The 16,886-nt window shown below is 47.2% G+C and carries 19 protein-coding genes; 5 read left to right on the top strand and 14 right to left on the bottom strand.

Translation table 11 applies throughout. The annotated features are described in order from the left end of the window. Positions 1 to 55: 55 nt before the first annotated feature. Positions 56 to 1,111 carry a DNA replication/repair protein RecF gene (recF, locus tag FBF37_RS00905; RefSeq protein WP_138078587.1) on the top strand — a complete coding sequence of 352 codons (1,056 nt, stop codon included), beginning with the start codon at positions 56 to 58 and terminating at the stop codon, positions 1,109 to 1,111. 41 nt (positions 1,112 to 1,152) lie between these two features. Here recF and FBF37_RS00900 read toward each other — a convergent pair whose 3' ends face one another. The 3 genes from FBF37_RS00900 to rpsB all read right to left on the bottom strand — a co-directional run bounded on the left by FBF37_RS00900 (position 1,153) and on the right by rpsB (position 4,307). Beyond that, positions 1,153 to 1,494 carry a DUF5663 domain-containing protein gene (locus FBF37_RS00900; RefSeq protein WP_138078585.1) on the bottom strand — a complete coding sequence of 114 codons (342 nt, stop codon included), beginning with the start codon at positions 1,492 to 1,494 and terminating at the stop codon, positions 1,153 to 1,155. 51 nt (positions 1,495 to 1,545) lie between these two features. Then, entirely contained in the window at positions 1,546 to 2,829 is a 1,284-nt protein-coding gene (locus FBF37_RS00895; protein WP_138078583.1) for a hypothetical protein, read from the bottom strand. Between the two features lie 152 nt (positions 2,830 to 2,981). Continuing rightward, positions 2,982 to 4,307 (bottom strand): 30S ribosomal protein S2, encoded by a 1,326-nt coding sequence (gene rpsB, locus FBF37_RS00890; protein ID WP_138078581.1) that lies wholly within the window; start codon positions 4,305 to 4,307, stop codon positions 2,982 to 2,984. A gap of 152 nt (positions 4,308 to 4,459) precedes the next feature. Between rpsB and FBF37_RS04205 the strand changes: the two genes are divergently transcribed. After that, positions 4,460 to 4,816, top strand: coding sequence for a type B 50S ribosomal protein L31 (locus tag FBF37_RS04205; RefSeq protein WP_138078579.1), 357 nt, complete (start codon positions 4,460 to 4,462; stop codon positions 4,814 to 4,816). A 58-nt stretch (positions 4,817 to 4,874) separates the two neighbouring features. Here the strand turns inward: FBF37_RS04205 and FBF37_RS00880 are convergent, their stop codons facing one another. Genes FBF37_RS00880 through FBF37_RS00870 form a run of 3 tightly spaced genes read right to left on the bottom strand, consistent with a single transcriptional unit; the run spans position 4,875 to position 7,420 of the window. Beyond that, positions 4,875 to 5,588: a hypothetical protein gene (locus FBF37_RS00880; RefSeq protein ID WP_138078577.1), complete on the bottom strand. Its 714-nt coding sequence runs from the start codon at positions 5,586 to 5,588 to the stop codon at positions 4,875 to 4,877. Between the two features lie 37 nt (positions 5,589 to 5,625). After that, entirely contained in the window at positions 5,626 to 6,288 is a 663-nt protein-coding gene (locus tag FBF37_RS00875) for a uracil-DNA glycosylase (RefSeq protein ID WP_138078575.1), read from the bottom strand. A 4-nt stretch (positions 6,289 to 6,292) separates the two neighbouring features. Beyond that, positions 6,293 to 7,420 carry a hypothetical protein gene (locus FBF37_RS00870; protein ID WP_138078573.1) on the bottom strand — a complete coding sequence of 376 codons (1,128 nt, stop codon included), beginning with the start codon at positions 7,418 to 7,420 and terminating at the stop codon, positions 6,293 to 6,295. Between the two features lie 76 nt (positions 7,421 to 7,496). On the opposite strand from FBF37_RS00870, the gene prfA reads away from it, so the two are divergent. Further along, positions 7,497 to 8,582, top strand: coding sequence for a peptide chain release factor 1 (prfA, locus tag FBF37_RS00865; RefSeq protein ID WP_138078571.1), 1,086 nt, complete (start codon positions 7,497 to 7,499; stop codon positions 8,580 to 8,582). A 13-nt stretch (positions 8,583 to 8,595) separates the two neighbouring features. Here the strand turns inward: prfA and FBF37_RS00860 are convergent, their stop codons facing one another. After that, the gene (locus FBF37_RS00860) at positions 8,596 to 9,045 is read right to left on the bottom strand and encodes a hypothetical protein (protein ID WP_138078569.1); all 450 of its coding nucleotides are present in this window, start codon (positions 9,043 to 9,045) and stop codon (positions 8,596 to 8,598) included. A 143-nt stretch (positions 9,046 to 9,188) separates the two neighbouring features. Here FBF37_RS00860 and prmC point away from each other — a divergent pair, with 143 nt between their 5' ends. Further along, the gene (gene prmC / locus FBF37_RS00855) at positions 9,189 to 10,019 is read left to right on the top strand and encodes a peptide chain release factor N(5)-glutamine methyltransferase (protein ID WP_138078567.1); all 831 of its coding nucleotides are present in this window, start codon (positions 9,189 to 9,191) and stop codon (positions 10,017 to 10,019) included. Here prmC and FBF37_RS00850 read toward each other — a convergent pair. Continuing rightward, positions 9,993 to 11,159, bottom strand: coding sequence for a S1C family serine protease (locus tag FBF37_RS00850; RefSeq protein WP_138078565.1), 1,167 nt, complete (start codon positions 11,157 to 11,159; stop codon positions 9,993 to 9,995). The two genes, prmC and FBF37_RS00850, sit on opposite strands and share 27 nt — an antisense overlap. Positions 11,160 to 11,162: 3 nt before the next feature. Further along, the gene (locus FBF37_RS00845; protein WP_138078563.1) at positions 11,163 to 11,936 is read right to left on the bottom strand and encodes a hypothetical protein; all 774 of its coding nucleotides are present in this window, start codon (positions 11,934 to 11,936) and stop codon (positions 11,163 to 11,165) included. Between the two features lie 42 nt (positions 11,937 to 11,978). On the opposite strand from FBF37_RS00845, the gene lepB reads away from it, so the two are divergent. Next, on the top strand, positions 11,979 to 12,584 hold the full coding sequence (gene lepB, locus FBF37_RS00840; protein WP_138078561.1) for a signal peptidase I: 606 nt from the start codon (positions 11,979 to 11,981) through the stop codon (positions 12,582 to 12,584). Here the strand turns inward: lepB and FBF37_RS00835 are convergent, their stop codons facing one another. The 5 genes from FBF37_RS00835 to FBF37_RS00815 form a co-directional block, all read right to left on the bottom strand. After that, the gene (locus tag FBF37_RS00835; protein WP_138078559.1) at positions 12,585 to 13,460 is read right to left on the bottom strand and encodes a ParB/RepB/Spo0J family partition protein; all 876 of its coding nucleotides are present in this window, start codon (positions 13,458 to 13,460) and stop codon (positions 12,585 to 12,587) included. It abuts the gene before it with no gap. Continuing rightward, positions 13,460 to 14,224, bottom strand: coding sequence for a ParA family protein (locus FBF37_RS00830; RefSeq protein WP_138078557.1), 765 nt, complete (start codon positions 14,222 to 14,224; stop codon positions 13,460 to 13,462). The genes FBF37_RS00835 and FBF37_RS00830 overlap by 1 nt, the downstream gene beginning before the upstream one ends. A gap of 96 nt (positions 14,225 to 14,320) precedes the next feature. Then, on the bottom strand, positions 14,321 to 14,626 hold the full coding sequence (rplU, locus tag FBF37_RS00825) for a 50S ribosomal protein L21 (protein WP_138078555.1): 306 nt from the start codon (positions 14,624 to 14,626) through the stop codon (positions 14,321 to 14,323). Positions 14,627 to 14,692: 66 nt separating this feature from the next. Next, the gene (locus FBF37_RS00820; protein ID WP_138078553.1) at positions 14,693 to 15,520 is read right to left on the bottom strand and encodes a sugar phosphate nucleotidyltransferase; all 828 of its coding nucleotides are present in this window, start codon (positions 15,518 to 15,520) and stop codon (positions 14,693 to 14,695) included. A 9-nt stretch (positions 15,521 to 15,529) separates the two neighbouring features. Then, positions 15,530 to 16,858, bottom strand: coding sequence for a TIM44-like domain-containing protein (locus tag FBF37_RS00815; protein WP_138078551.1), 1,329 nt, complete (start codon positions 16,856 to 16,858; stop codon positions 15,530 to 15,532). Positions 16,859 to 16,886: the final 28 nt, after the last annotated feature.

Below are 16,886 nucleotides of genomic sequence, written 5' to 3'. Positions count from 1 at the left end.
TATTATAGCAATTTTACTCAGACGACGCTACCCAACCCATGATACAATATGAATAATGATTTCGAGGTTAAAGTTGTATAATTTCCGCTCGTATGAGTTGTTCGAGACGCAGTTGGGAGACACGGGAACGGTCATCGTTGGTCCAAATGGCACCGGTAAAACCAATTTGTTGGAAGCGATATATATAGCACTGCGTGGCACAAGTTTTCGTGGATCACTGCTTGACTGCATGCGCCACCAAACAGCACACAGCATCATTCACCTGGAAACAAATAACCAACCGCGCCGCGTCCAGCTGCTGCGTTCAGCCGATAATGCCATTGCAAAAGAATTTACCATTGCTGACAGTACTTCCAAAACACTACCTCGAAAACATCGCTTACCTGTCGTGTTGTTTGAACCAAACGACCTGCGACTCATCTCATCTTCTCCTCAGCGACGTCGTGATTTTCTGGATGGGTTATTATCACGGCTGGACGCAACCTATGACACCCAGCTACGCATATTTAACCGAACACTCCTGCAGCGCAACGAGCTGCTCAAACACCATCCAGAGAGCACTACCAAGTGGCAAGACCACTTATTTGCATGGGATATAAAATTTGTTCAGTCAGCAAACACCTTGGCAGCTGCCCGTGCACATTTTTTATATACCTACGAAAAACGCCTTGAGTTACTCTATGCTTCCTTGGCAGGAAAACAGACACCATTCACTGTTGAGTACCTACCATCAGTCAGTCTTGACAATTACGAGCAGTCTCTGCTGGACAGGCTGCAGCGTTCTCGTGAATATGAATTAGCGACAGGCTATACCTCCGCCGGACCACAACGAGAAGATTTTTTGATATCCCTACACTCTCGGCCAGCCGTCAAAGTTGCTTCTCGCGGCGAAATGCGCACCATCATGCTGGCTTTTAAACTCCTGGAGCTAGAACTGCAAACTGAACGCACGAAGCATCGTCCGCTCATTTTGATGGATGATGTGTTTTCTGAACTGGATGCAACTCGCGAAAAGCTACTCCAAGAGACCATCCAGCACCATCAATTTGTCGTCACAACGACTGATGCCCGCCACCAAAAAGACGGCTGCTTGATCATCTCCACACAATAAAATCTCCCTCATCAAGAAGGCGATTTTATTACTACCATATACTACTGTTGTTGAATTGCCTCGGAATTCTCAACTAACTCACCTAGTACGATTGTCACATTATCTTCAATAATTTCGTCGTACTCTGGTACTCGCTCACGAATCCAAGCCTCAACTTGCTCAGCTGGCACATCATCACCTTGTAGCGCCACCAACTCTGCCAACTGCGCATCGTCCAACGAATCGACAATTTCCTCACTAATTCGCTCGTTCACAGTATCTTCCACATGCTGAATCAACGCCTGCGCCTGATCATCAGGTAGGTTAATTCCTACCGAGCTCAGCTGCGCTTTAGTTATCATTGTTGCTTGGATATTTACTTGTGTGTGTTGGTTATCATTCATAGTTATCATCATACCTTTTTTATCTTTCCTAATCAATTTTGCTCATCACGGTTAGTTTGCTGGAACCAGCCGACCTGCGGCAGTCTTAGCTAATCTTCCAGAAGCCTTTGCCACCTTTATACCAAACTGTTTAATCTTATCAGGGTCGGTATTTACCAGCCGTGCAATCCTATCTTTTGCCGATACCCAAGCGTCGCCCAATGCTTCCCTACGGTCAGCCATACGAGCAGCCCTGCGTGCTTCAGCTCGACCACGTCGCTCCTCAATACGCTCTTGAGCACTATCAATATTGTGCTGTGCAGTTTCAGACCTCTTGTCCAGCTGGCTGATTGCTGTTTTCAACTGAGCAACTTCACCTGCTGCACGCTTCAACCTAGCATTCGCTGCAATGCTCAACCCCTCTTGCTCTTCGGCATCAATTTGTAGTCTCTCATTCTCAGGATTAGCATCTGCTTTCAACCGAGCAGCTTCCGCCGCTTGTGTCGCCAACTCAGCTTCTTGGCGCAGTCTTACCTCTTCCTTCTCAGCAGTGTCTAATTCCCTGTTTGTCATCATAGACTCCAAGGTTGCTCCACTATCTGCTTGCTGCTCTCGCTTAATGAACATCTTGTCATCACCATCGCTCAGTTTGTCAGTCATATTTTCTTTGCTTTGGTCTTCTCGTCGCTGCTGGCGCGCCTCCCGGCGACTTTCACGATCCGCCTGACGATCATCTAGCTCAGCTACTCGTTGATCACGCATTTCCTGCCGAGCTTCTCGTCGCTTCTGACGCCTTTCAATTCTAGCAGCCTTGCGCTCACGCGCTACTTTTACATTTTGTAAAATAACATCACTACCCTTCTCAAACAGCTCTGCGGCTTTTCCTCGTGCAGCACCCCAAGCATTACTAATTGCTTCTTTAGTCTCAATACCCTTACGGTTAAACACTTCTTTGGCCTCAACGCCCTTCTGGAGAATAGCTTCTTTCGCATCACTACTCTTCTGGCCGACAACCTCTCTCGCTTCAGTGCTCTTTTGTGCAATAGTCTCTCGTACCATCTCAGCACCACTGGTAATTTGACCCGGCAATTCAGCACCTCGACTGACGCCAATATAAATACGGTCTTTGAGGCCCTTCATCATTTTACTCAAGCCCTCTTTAGCCTTAGTTTTCAGGGCATTAATTTTCTCTTGGCCGTCAGCGATACGCTCATCACGTGTCATCATGCCATTTTCAGTGTCACCTTTTACTGCACTTTCGGGAACAACTAGCCCACTCGCTAGATTAGCCCACCCATCAGGAGTAGTGTCCTTAATGTCCGGGAATGCCGGGGCTGCATTCATGTTTTTGTTCATAGTTTTTCTAATTTTCCTTTTTTGTTTCAATTAGTTCAATCTGTTGTCATACTAGCATAGATTTGCCATTTTGTCAATACACTTATGCAAAATGTAACTCCAACAAAAATCGGCCACAAACCTGTAGCCGATTTTCATGATAGCAACAAACGCTATTCGCTGACACCAAGTTCAATTCGCTTAAACTGGCGAACCACAATGTTCTCACCCAATTTAGCAATTGCTTCCTTGATGTGCTGCTCAACAGTCTTCGAATCGTCCAAAATGTACGTTTGGCTCATCAGCACTTGCTCAGCAAAGTGCTTGTTCAGTTGACCAGTCACGATCTTCTCGCGCATCTCTTCAGGCTTGCTTGCTAGTGCCTCGCTCACCATCAACTCAGCCTTCACCCGCTCCATCTCTTCAGCTGGAATATCCTCCGTAGAAGCATACTTCGGGTTCATAGCTGCAATCTGCATAGCGATTTCGTGCGCCAATGTCTTAAAATCATCCAAACGTGCCACAAAGTCAGTCTCACAGTTAACCTCGACGATAACACCAATTCGACCAGAGTGAACATAGCTCTCAATCAAACCCTCACGCGCTTCGCGGTCGCCCTTTTTCTCAGCTTTGGTCAAACCTTTTTTGCGCATCTCTTCCAGTGCCTTATCAAAGTCGCCGTCAGCTTCAACCAACGCCTTCTTAGCATCAGTCAAACCCACACCTGTCAATTCGCGCAGTTTTTTAATATCATCAACAGAAACGCCCATCCTATTTCTCCTCTTTTTCACTGGTTTTTCTTCAGTTTTTACACTACCCGCACCTTCAGCAACAGCTTCGGTGAAATAATCCAACAACAATTGAACACCCTTGATGGCGTCATCGTTACCTGGGATAACATAGTCAATACCAGTTGGGTTGACATTCGTATCAACAATAGCAAATACTGGCACACCCAACGTCTGGGCTTCACGAACTGCATTTGCATCAGTCAATGCATCAACCACGACCACTGCGCCTGGCTTACCCATCAAGTCTTTGATGCCACCGTACTTAATGTTCAAGCTATCAATTTCCTCTTGGAAACGCTGCACTTCCAGTTTGTTGTAGCGCTTTTCCAAATCACCTGACGCCATGCGCTTTTCCAGGTTCTTCAGCTTCTTGATCTGCTGAGTAATCGTTGAACCGTTGGTCAACATACCACCAATCCAGCGCTCAACCACATATGGCTGATTGATTTTTTCAGCTGCCTGACGCACAACGTCTTTAGCCTGCTTTTTCGTACCAACAAACAATACTTTGCGGCCTGATCCTGCAATTTTTGTTAGTTCTGGCAATGCCTTGTCCAATGCCTCAACTGTCTTGACCAAGTCAATGATATGACTGTCCTGACGCTTACTATGAATATATGGCGCCATTTTTGGGTGCCAGCGGCTGGTTTTGTGCCCAAAATGAACACCTGACTCCAGCAAAGCCTTAATGTCTACCTTTACAGACATCTTCTTTCTCCTTTTACCTCATCCGCCCACGATTATGGAGTGTGAAACGGATTGTGTCATTAAAATTAGTTACCCGTCAATTATACCACTGTTACTCACCCAAGACAACTCCTTTTGACATTATGGGGTAAATTGTGTACAATTGAACGGTTATGAAAAGCAGTATTCACCCACAGAACTATCGCCCTGTCGTATTTAGCGACGATCAAGCGGGCTTTGCGTTCTTGACTCAGTCAACAGCGCAGACAACAGACACCATCAAATGGGAAGATGGTAACACCTACCCTCTCGTTAAAGTCCACATTTCGTCGGCTTCACACCCATTCTTTACTGGTGAAGAAAAGATTATCGACACTGAAGGTCGTGTTGACCGCTTTAAGGCGCGCCAGGCAGCAGCTGAAGCTCGCAAAGCAGCCTTGGCAAATAAAGCCAAAAAAGCCGCAGCCAACAAAGCTGCAAAAACTGATGCTCCAAAATCAGACAAAAAGGCTAAAAAGTCTAGCAAATAGCAGAGTATAACGCCTTAAAAAAACCGCCTCATCACCGGGGCGGTTTTTATTTGGTTAGTCATTTTTTAATTATTCGGACATTATCCGACAACGCCGCTTCAGCATCAAACAGCTGCTCCTCGGCTTCTTGATAGCCGAACAAACGCTCTAACAGGTCTGTTGTCTTCTCTTGAGACGGCATAATGATTCGATTACCGACCGCATCTGTTAATATGATACAGTCTTCTTTCTCCCCCTGCTCATCTCCAGGAAATTGTACAGTTGCTCGAGAGTAGAGACCAATCTCTGCTGCCCTATGCTCAATATCAGCCACTTCCTGTAGCTCATCGCCCCTCGACACAACCAACCCTGCTGGAGAATCCTGCCTTTGCTCTATCATTTCCAAAGACCCAGAGGTCAGCACAACGGACAGACCGGTCGATTTTAGCTGCTCATAGTCATCTGGTGTCAATTTCATCATATTTGGCATCGTCATATCCTGACGCTGAGCAATGTGGTTATAATATGCCGATCGCATGAATGAAAGGTCTCCAAAAATTACATCCTCAAGATGAGACTGAAGCACTGAGTCCTGAGTATTATTCTCTCCTGAGTCATCCAAGGCCAAGACAACCGACTTTCCATCAATTCTTCCCCGAGCTATAAATCCTTTCACTTTGACCGATTCATCAGGACTGAACGACATTTCCTCAGGCAGCCTGTATGTCTTGGTAACAGATGGTAACGGCAAGGTACCTGATGTTTGTTTGACAGTGTCAATTGAATGTTCCATGCGGCTTATTATACCACATAATATCTTTATTTGTCAATCAAGGCAGCCTCCAGTCAATTGCCCCACGACCATTCCGCACCAGAAAATCATTCGCACGCGAAAACGGTTTACTGCCAAAAAATCCCCGATTCGCAGAAAACGGCGATGGATGAGCACTGCTAATCTTCAGGTGACGGCTATCTGTGACCACCTGCCCAACCTTTTGCGCATGCGCTCCCCACAGTATAAATACCAGCGGCCGGTCATAATCATTCAACATTGCCAGTAATCGCTGGGAGAACTCCATCCAGCCATAGTTTGCATGACTACCAGCCTGACCTCGCCTAACACTCCAGCTAGTATTCATCAGCAATACGCCTTGTTTACCCCATGGCTCCAAAAAACCACTAGTCGGCATACCCACCCCAAGATCGTCAACCAGTTCCTTAAAGATATTCTGCAAACTTGGCGGTAATTTAACTCCTGGTTTAACCGAAAAACTCATGCCATGTGCCTGACCCGGTCCATGATACGGATCTTGCCCAATGATAACTACTTTCACCTTGTCCAGTGGACAAGCGGCAAAACAAGAAAACATATCTTGCCGTGCTGGGTATACTTCGTACTGATCGCGCTCAGCGTCTACCCGATTCATCAACACTCGAAAATACAGCTGCTGAGCCTCAGCTTCAACAAACTCGCGCCATGTTGAAAATGCCATATATCTATTTAATCACGTTTGAGTCACGTGACCTAGCGTACTGTAAACGCTGGCGAAAGGTCGTCTGATAGTCGTCTCGGTGATATGGTCGCGCAACTTGCACTCCTGGTGGCATCGTATCCTCTGTTCTAAGTAGAGAACTAATATCAAACGCCAACGAGTAGTCCGACGAATGTGACCCTGCAATATACGTACTAAAAAGCTCGGATGAACTATTTGCCCAATAATACGCGCGGACTGGCACATACTGCCCCCCATTCATACGAAAGCCTACTTTCAGCCTTTCCTCATTGGCAATCGCTAGTTGAACTTCTATATGGTCTCTCAAGTCCGGATGTCGCCTCAAGAAACACTGTTGCTGTTCCGCGATTTCTATACCACTACTTGTCCAGTCGTCCAGCATGATGATATCAACATTTTCTTTAGGCAAGTTCACCAATTCCCCCTCATCGATGAGCAGCTTATCAGCATATTGGGTCAACTCATCATCAGAAAACTCATTCATGATCAATTCCATGAAATATTCATCACTTTTTATTTTTCCTTCTGGGGCGGCATAGTCAGCACGCTCCATGTTACCAATTTCGCCCAGCATCACAAACAATGCTTTATCAGGATGCGTATCCAACCGATGCTTCCAATACGTCGCGATTCCGTGCGCCGCCTCCATGAGCTCCGGTTCACCAATATAATTGAGGTGGTTACGAATTTTAGACAACCGCGAGGTGCGTGCCAGGTTATCACTGTGCGCACACAACCCAGAAAACAATGCTGAAATTGTCTGCTGCTCCGTTTGCACTGAAAAATCTGCTCGGGTCAAGGCATCAACCTCACGCGAAAGCAGAGCCCGCCTACCGATCACACTGTGCACGTCGTTTTCCCTGCCATGCTCCCTATTGCTCATCAGCTCCGCCAACGTTGGTGCCCGCTTTACACAGTGGTCTATTTCCATCCGATGCGAGATCTCTTCTGAAGACACCTCTTCAAACGGCTCGAGTGGATGAACTGAAACAGAACCCTGCTCATACAGATTGTACATCACCTGATTTTGGTCATATACAGGCTCTCTGCTCGGGCTGGCTTGCCTGACTCTGCGCAGTCGCGCGGGGATCATGTTTTTAAGCTTAACCATATTGACAATATTATACACACAAATGTCTAAATTGTCAATATACGGCGCCCGTCTTCTGTGCTATAATACAACTCATATGGCACAAATTGCATTACACTTAGAAGACTTGATTGCCGAGAGACAAATCTTGGCAGATTTTTTGGCACAACCAACTGCATATAGCGACCCAGAATTTACCACCAAGAATAAACGTTTTTCAGAACTGGAAACCTTGATAGCAAAAGCCAAGGAGCGTCAGCAACTGACAAAAAACCTGGAAGAAGCACGACAGCTGGCGACTGGCGGTGACGAAATTGCAGAACTAGCAAAAGCCGAAATCACTGAAACTGAAGCACGCCTGGCAGAGCTGGAAGAAGAATTATTCATCCTACTGACGCCAAAAGATCCAAACGACGAGAAAAACATCATCATAGAGATCCGTGCTGGCGCCGGTGGCGACGAAGCATCGCTATTTGCGGCGGAACTGTACCGCATGTATCTACGCTGGTGCGAAGCAAATGGCTATAAGACTGAGCTCATCAGCGAATCTGCCAACGACTCAGGCGGGTATAAAGAAGTTATTTTCATGGTCAAGGGCGACGCGCCATACGCCAAATTGAAATTTGAAGGTGGCGTCCACCGCGTCCAACGCGTCCCAGTCACCGAAAGCCAAGGCCGCGTCCACACCTCCACCGTCACCGTAGCGGTGTTACCAGAGGCCGAAGAGGCTGACGTCGAGCTAGATGCAAATGACCTCCGCGTTGACGTGTTCCGTTCGGGCGGACATGGTGGCCAGAGCGTCAACACCACCGACTCGGCGGTGCGCATCACTCACCTACCAACTGGTATCGTCGTGACCAACCAAGACGAAAAGTCACAGATCAAGAACCGCGAAAAAGCCATGAGTGTGCTGCGTTCACGCCTACTACAGATGAAAATCGATGAGGAAAATGCTAAGTTAAGCGCCGAACGACGCTCACTCGTTGGCACTGGTGACCGCTCCGAAAAGATTCGTACCTACAACTTCCCGCAAGACCGCATCACCGACCACCGCATTCACTACAGCCGCAGCAATATCCCCGCGGCGATGAACGGGGATATTGACGATTTGATTGAGCAATTGCAGCGATACGAGCGAGAGCTAAAGGCAAAGAATACTGTAAGCCACACTCAAGTAGCATAATATTATCACTCTTTTAGCCTCGCGGTGCCTTTTTCAGGAATCGCTGATACCATTTTTCTTTTTCCCCTTCTCGCCGCAGTGCATCAAGCTCTTCCCAGAAAGGACTTAGGCCACGTTCACCCCTGAACGCCAAAGCAACCACGGCAGTACTAGCATCAAACAACTGCTCAACATAGTGTCTCTCTGTCTTCTCAATCTCATCAGGGCTCTCTTCTTTGGAGGATCGATCAAAAATATTTGAGCGGTGTATATGTGCAACGCGTAATGCACAAGCCTCCTCAACATCTGGTGCCACATAATACTGTGTACCAGATTGGTTAGCAGCCTGAGCAATATCAAGCATATCGTCTACCTGAACATTCATCGTTAGCGCTTGATTGTTACGAATAAGGTCAGCCCAAACTTCATGATCGTATGGTATTTCATCCACTGCTTCTCTCACCCCTTTTGCTTCATCTGTCATAACACATCTCCCTTTTGCTCATCAGAGTTATAAACACTTCACATAATACTATCTATTTCTTGATTTGTCAATCTTTTATACCATACCTATGATTTTTACAATGACACTATGTCTATAGAACTAACTGTGGTATAATTAACAACATGAATATATCAACCTGGCTGAAACACGCCACTGAGCACCTGAAAAACGCTGGTATCACTTCGGCACAACTTGACGCAGAACTACTACTAGCGAACACGCTGCGCAAAAACCGAACATACCTCCATGCACATCTAGATGAAGAGATTGATCCGCGACGCGTTGATATCGCCGAAGCGCGGCTCAGTCTGCGCCTGGACCGAGTGCCGCTGGCGTATATCCTGGGCAAGAAAGAATTTTACGGACGAGAATTTGACGTATCACCCAGTGTCTTGGTTCCTCGCCCTGAATCAGAAGAAATGATCAATATGCTACTGAGATTAGCACCGCAAGACAACCAACCAAGGACACTCATCGACGTAGGGACCGGGTCTGGATGCCTGGGAATTACTGCAGCACTTGAACTATCAGATAATTGGCATGTTGTTCTATCGGACATTAGCCCTAAGGCCCTCTCAGTGGCAGAAAAAAATGCCAAAAAACTGGGCGCCAAAGTCTTCACGCAAAAACAATCGCTGCTACTTGGTCAATTTGAAAAGCTCGACTGTATCTTAGCGAATTTGCCATATGTAGACAAGGACTGGAAAAACACCTCCCCAGAGCTGCGCCACGAGCCGCCAGAAGCCTTGTACGCTAGTGAGGGTGGGCTTAAGCTAATCCGAGAGCTCATCCAACAAGCACCCAAGCATATGACCAACCAAGGACTGCTATTCATCGAGGCAGACGAAGAACAACACCAGACGATCGTAGCCTTTGGTAATCAAAACGGCTTTTTACGCTTGGAGACCAGCGGGCTGATCGTGGCGCTACGATTTGTAGGCACCAAGCGTTAGCCTCAGCTTCTGCTCTCTGTTATCTCTGATAACCGTCAGCTCGATAGTTTCGCCTGGCAGATATTCACCGATCAAGCTGGTCAAACCACCATGTTCGCCAATAGTTTTATCATTAACTTTGGTGATAATATCACCAGATTTGATCCCGGCCTTGTCTGCTGGACCACCCTGCTGCACCAATTGCCCAGAAACGCCACCGACAAAAGCGCCATTTTTGACCGACAGTTTATTTGCAGCCCGGGTTTCTGGCGTCACCTCCAAATAGCGCACACCAATGTATGATTTATTGATCTCACCTTTTTCCAGAACGCTGCGGATCAATCCTTTGGCTGCACCTATTGGGATGGCGAAGCCAATGCTCTGAGCATCCTCGACAATGGCAGTGTTAATACCAATCACTTGGCCGGCCATATTTAGCAGCGGACCGCCTGAGTTGCCCGGGTTAATGGCGGCATCAGTCTGTAACAGGTCTATTAATGATTCAGGCTTCTGATCTTGATCGTCATCACTACCTGATGAAGCCTGGAGCGGGCGCCCCTTGCCTGAGATGATGCCACTCGTAACAGTGTTTTGGAATTTACCAAGTGAATTGCCGATAGCAATGACTTTTTGCCCCACGCGAACAGTGCTTGAGTCGCCAATAGTCGCTGGCGACAGATTGTCAACACCGTTAATCTTCAGAAATGCGATGTCATTTAGTGGATCAACTCCCACTAATTTGACACTGGTATGGCGATCGCCTGACCCGGTGATGACTTGAAAGGATCGGCCACCGTTTACTACATGTTTGTTGGTCAAAATATAGCCGTCTTTACTGATGATCACGCCAGTTCCAGCGCTCTCCTGTGACCTGAAACCATTACTTTTTACAGTGATAATTGATACGACACTAGGAGACACCTGATTCACAATTTTTGACACATTGGACTCTTCAGCGGTCACCGTCAGATTGCCATCAACTGTTGGACCATGTGTACTGGCGAGCTTTGGCCGTAACACCATCAGTAGCAGCACACTACCAATCATAATCATCAACAAAAATAGCGCTGCTATGGCAACCCAGATAGCCATCATTCGTCGCCGTGACAGCGTAATCACCTGCCTGCTGTTATTTGGCTGTTCTATCCCCACCTCTGTCATCTATCAAATCCTCGTTACCGTGTTGAAAAATAGTAATATAACACCTATCACTGCCACAGAAAACAAGACTGGCGGCATGATCTCGCTCCGTACAACCGCGCCGTTTTTCTTCCATGACCGATAGACCCGCTCACCCAAGAAAGATATCAAAAGCAAAATAATAGTCACCTGCGGAAGTTTGATTGTGGTGAGTCCTGGTATAGCATAGGCGAAGGTCCAGTAGTACGCCAGCCAACCAATCTCCGCAAACATAATCCCCCAGATGGAGCTCAGCAGAACTGTTTGATCTTCTTTGTAACTAACCAGGAAATGTCGCGCTGCGCTATAGCCAATAACCATTGAGCCAGCAACAACTGCAATATCTGGTAGCAAATAGCCAATGGAGAATAGGGCCACTGTACCAAACAAAATAGCAACAGCCGACTGCAGCATCATTTGCCAACGTTTTGACATCGGCTTAATGATGACGAGCCAAATGATATAAAAGGCTGTGAACGCAATTTGGACGGCAATGTTGCCTACGGACAGATATAGCAACGCCACGACGCTCAATCCAACAATCAAGTCTACCAAGTTAGACTGGATATTCGTCCACCAAAAACGCGGCCTCACCGCCAGTACACGCCATTTGCTCAAAATAACCAGCACCACCGCAGCCACCGGTGATTGCACCATGAGTGTAATACCAAATAATGCCAAAGCTAAGCTGATATTCAAAAGATGGTAAACCACCTCACTAAAAAATGACTTGCGTTTAACGGTTCGCAGTAGCTCCATATCTCTTGATTATATCACACTATACAGGCTATACTAAATAGGATGGATGCAACTTTTCTTGATCGACACCCAAAGATTCGTGACAGTTTGGGGCTAATCGTTTTTGTTGTTGGCGTGGTGATCAGCACTCTGCTGATTAACACCTTTATTTTTCGTAATTTTACTGTTCAAGGTGCCAGTATGGAACCAACCATGCATACTGGCGACCGCTTGATTGTCAATCGATTACCAGTGACAGCGGCGCAAATCAAGAACAAACGCTACGTTCCTGAGAGAGGCCAGACAATTGTCTTTAAAAACCCAAATTTCAACTCTTCGTCAAACAAAGATGAGTACATTGTGAAGCGAGTCATTGCCTTTGCTGGCGAGCGCGTTACGGTTAAGGACGGCGTTGTTACGGTATATAATAGCGCCCACATCCACGGGTTCAATCCTGATACCACAGTGAATAAAAATGAGCCCGGTCAACCGACCTCTGGCGATGTCGACACCACTGTGCCAGAAGGAACTATTTTTGTCATGGGCGACCACCGACAAGAGAATTATTCGTGTGATTCCAGGAACTGTATGGGGCCAATACCGCTGTACGACATCGTTGGACCAGTCTCCATGAGAATCTGGCCAATCAATAAAATCCGTGGATTTTAGCTACTTTTTCAGCAGTTGATGAATGCGTTCAAAATCAACAGCATTTTTGAATGGTATGATGATTTGTCCGGCGCCACGAGTATTGGTGCGAATTTTAATCTTGGAGTTAAGTTTCTTAGTCAAATTTTGCACCACTTCCTCATGAGGAATTTCAACTGGACGGCGCTTTTCAAATGGATTGTTTTTGGACTCTTTCCAAAGGACTATCGCCTGCTCAATGCGGCGAGCGGACCACCCCTCGGTGATGATTTTTCCCAGCAGCTCTTCTGCCACTTCTTGAGGCACATTAATCAATGGTCGGGCCTGGCCTTCAGTAATTTTATAGCTAAAAACAGCTTCTTGGACGGCCTTTGGCAGCTTCAGAAGGCGCATAGTATTGGAAATGGCACTGACTGACTTGCCGCCAACTCGCTTGCCTATTTCATCCAGTGTCAAGTTGAACTGATCGCGCAGCTTAGCGTACGCCGTGGCAGTTTCCAAAGGGTTGAGATCGCGGCGCTGCAAGTTTTCAATCAAAGATAGTTCCAAACGATGCTGACCACTCAAGGTGCGCACTAACGCTGGCACCTCCGTTAAGCCAGCCCTCTGGGCGGCGCGCCAACGACGCTCACCCGCAACGATCACATAGGCGCCCGCCTTGCCTGTCACTACCAGTGGCTGCAAAATACCATGAATCTTTATCGACTCAGACAACTCGTCAAGCGCCTCTTCGTCAAACATCCGACGAGGCTGGTCAGGGTCAGCCATGACTTGCTCAATTGGCAGTTGTTTGAGCTGACTGAGCCTGCCGTCTTGCTTGGCAGTTGGATCAAATGACTCATCAATCAGATTCGTCGGAATGAGTGAATCAAAACTACGGCCCAATCCTTTTTTCATCAGCCAATCCTCCCTATGATTTCCTTGGTCAATGCCTTATATGCTCGTGCACCCTTGGAGAAGCGGTCATACGCGCCCACCGGCAATCCATGGCTTGGCGCCTCCGCTAAGCGAATATTCCGTGGAATGGTGGTTTGAAAAACCCGATCTGGGAAATGCTTCTTGATCTCCTCATGAACCTGTGTTGACAGCGTTGTACGACTGTCCATCATGGTTGGCAGCACACCCAACAGGTCTAGTTGAGGGTTGAGTCCTTTGCGTATCAATTTCATGGTTTCGAGTAGCTGTCCAAGCCCCTCCAGTGCGTAAAACTCTGCTTGAACTGGCAACAGAATATAGTTTGCCGCAATCAAACCATTAACCGTCAGCAGGCTCAAACTTGGCGGACTATCGATGATGATGTAATCATAATACCCCTGTAGATTGTTGATAGCCCGTCGCAGCCTGATGAACCGACCCTCAGCCTGCGCCAACTCGACCTCAGTATTTGCCAAATGCGGCGTAGACGGAGCCAACGCTAGATTTTTATATTCTGTTTGGATGATGGCACTTTGAAGCGTCGCCTGGCCGGTAATGACTTCGGTCATAGTGCGTGATAGATTAGATTTATCAATCCCCAGACCACTGGTCGCGTTGCCCTGAGGGTCAAAATCTATCAGCAAGGTCTTCTTACCACTTTTTGCCAAATAATACGCAACATTAACACTTGTCGTTGTTTTACCAACGCCACCCTTTTGATTTGTCACCGCAATGATTTTTGTCATTCGTTCCCCTTTTTACCTGCCCTAATTATAGCATGAGCGAAACAGAAATAACAGACATCAAAAAACCGCTTCCCTGATGGAAGCGGCTCTTTTTAACTATTTGATTGATGCAATCTGAATTTTGGCGTACTTCTGGCGATGACCAGTTTCTTTGTGCACACGTTTCTTGCTCTTGTAGCGGATAACGCGGATTTTGTCGCCCTTAACTTCTGCTTCAACGACCTTTGCCTTCACCACCACACCTTTGACGGTTGGCGTACCGACTTTTGTTTTATCACCATCAATCACTAAAAGTGCGTCGAGAGTGAGTTCTTTTGTGCCTTCAGGGAGGAGATCCACCAAGAGGGACTCTTTTTCGCTGACAATGTATTGCTTGCCAGAGATTTTTACGACTGCTTTCATTTCGTTCCTTAATATATATATTTACTATCAGTGACCAATTATAACAGAGACAGACGATACATGCAACTAGTTTTTCTGCAGCTCAGCCATGGCATTATTGGCACGTAGCCAACCACTCGGCGAGCCACATTCCATATAGTCACCCTTAGCCTCGCCCACCGCGATGACGCCACCACTGGCAATGTACGCGTTGATGGCGTCAGTCAGCTCAAATTCACCGCGCTGCGGATTAGCGGGCAATGTCCGCGCTAACTCAAAAATTTCTTTATTAAGAACGTAAAAGCTTGAATTGTTGAGGTTACTCGGTGCGTCTTCCAGCTTTGGCTTTTCAATGATGCGCACAAAATTGCCTTGCTCATCAGTCTCAATGATGCCAGTGTGCGGAATAAAGGCTTCCTCAACAGGATTGCCTAATAGCCCAGCCGACAATCCGCGAGCTTTCACCAGCTCTGCCAAGTCTGCGGCATTTGAGCCACCGTCGCTGCGCCAGAAAAATTGGTCACCCATTACTACAAAGGCCGATTCGCCTGGCTCAATAAATTCGCTAGCCAACCCCACTGGGATGCTCGTGCCATAACCCCCAGTACTTGGCTGGGTTAAAAAATGTATTCGCACGTCACGGAGCGGCGCTACCAGAGCTAATTTGTCCTGTTTACCAGCGCGCCGCAAATAATCATTCAGCTGGATATTTGACCGGTAGTAGCTCTGCACCTGAGTGCTTTGCTCACCAACCACGAAATAAATATCCTTCACGCCCGCCCGAACAATATCCTGCACAATGTAATCAACCACCGGACGCGTCCCCACTGGCAACATACATTTTTCGATTGATTTGGTAATCGGCAGCATCCGCGTGCCCCAACCAGCAACCGGGATGATAGCTTTAGTGATCATGATTTCTCCTTACATTTTTAGTTCTTTGTGACTTCGTTTCAGGATTTCCAGCATCGCTTCGTAACGCTGCTCATTGGCGCTCAATTTTGCATAGAGATACACGACATTATCAACCACTTCAATGTTCACTTTAATATCTTGGTCGTATAGCCACGCCATAAAAGATGGGTTGAGCAGCTCAAAACTTGTCACTTGATTTTCGTCAGTCGCATACACTTGATAACGTTTATTGAAATCGCCCCATTCCAAAGACACTTTGTTATATCCACGCGGGGCTTTCAAGCGCGATAGGAGTTTACCACGCCGCTCCACTAAAATTCCACCATATGATTTTGGCAGATTGATTTGCCCAACCACGTATTGGTCGCCTGACTCGTCTTCTTTAGTACGATAGGTATACAGCTGAACCAGCAGATCACCTGTCCAAAAACCAATGATATGGTTGTTGATATCCGCATTTTTAAAGCCAACTTTGAACAATTGGCCCCTGGTGGGCAGCAACAAATTACCCCAGTCTGGACTAAAGTACATCCTGTTGTCGGCGGCAAATTGTCTCAAAGACCGAACTAACATGCTCTCCTCTTCGGTCGCTTGATCGATACTGTCTAGTAGCCAAGTGTTTTCGTGGCGCACAAAGTTCCACTGTTCACCAAATTCCTCTGTTGTTGCCGTCAAAACATCACCGCTTGTTGTGTCAATCAATTGATCATTTGCCTGAGCCAGAATACCAAAACTGACACGATCTTGCTGGTCATTAGCATCATCATGGGCAGACGTGATGATAATTTCCTTGATGCGAATATTGCTCATGTGATTTGCTCGACCCATCTGTTGCAGGGCGTATAGCATCAAGCTGATGTGATTTGCATATCGCTGTGTGGTGTAAGTTCGAATTGATGCTACGTCCATTTGCTGCCAGTCGTGCTGGAACTTGCCAAAAATTGACGCAGCATACTCTGTTAATCGCTCTGGGCTCCACGCCGCGTCCGAAGCCGCTGCCTGCTGTACGGACCGCTGTGCCGCTGCACTGCCCTTTCGGAACCGACCTAGCTTATCAGCCCACGCACCACCAAACGCACCGATGACGGTAGATATCATCGCCACGATGAAAGCGAATGTACCACCCCAAAGATATAACAAGCTAACCGCGGTTCCAGCCGCCATACCCACTGCCACACCAGCAGCCTTGGAACCTGTTTTTGAGCGAACAAAGCCAGCCACACCAGCAGCTACGACTGCCGGCAGGGCAAAAATTCCGCCACCGCCAGAGCCACCACCAGAACTACTTCCACCGCCGCCTGCTCGTGCCAATAGCGGCATTATTTCAAGTACAAACATGTACCAATTATAGCACTAACGGTTGCCT

The organism is Candidatus Nanosynbacter featherlites (genome assembly GCF_005697565.1).
Lineage (GTDB): Bacteria > Patescibacteriota > Saccharimonadia > Saccharimonadales > Saccharimonadaceae > Nanosynbacter > Nanosynbacter featherlites.
The sequence above is the reverse complement of the archived record's forward strand: the minus strand, read 5'-3'. Positions and strand labels throughout refer to the sequence as shown.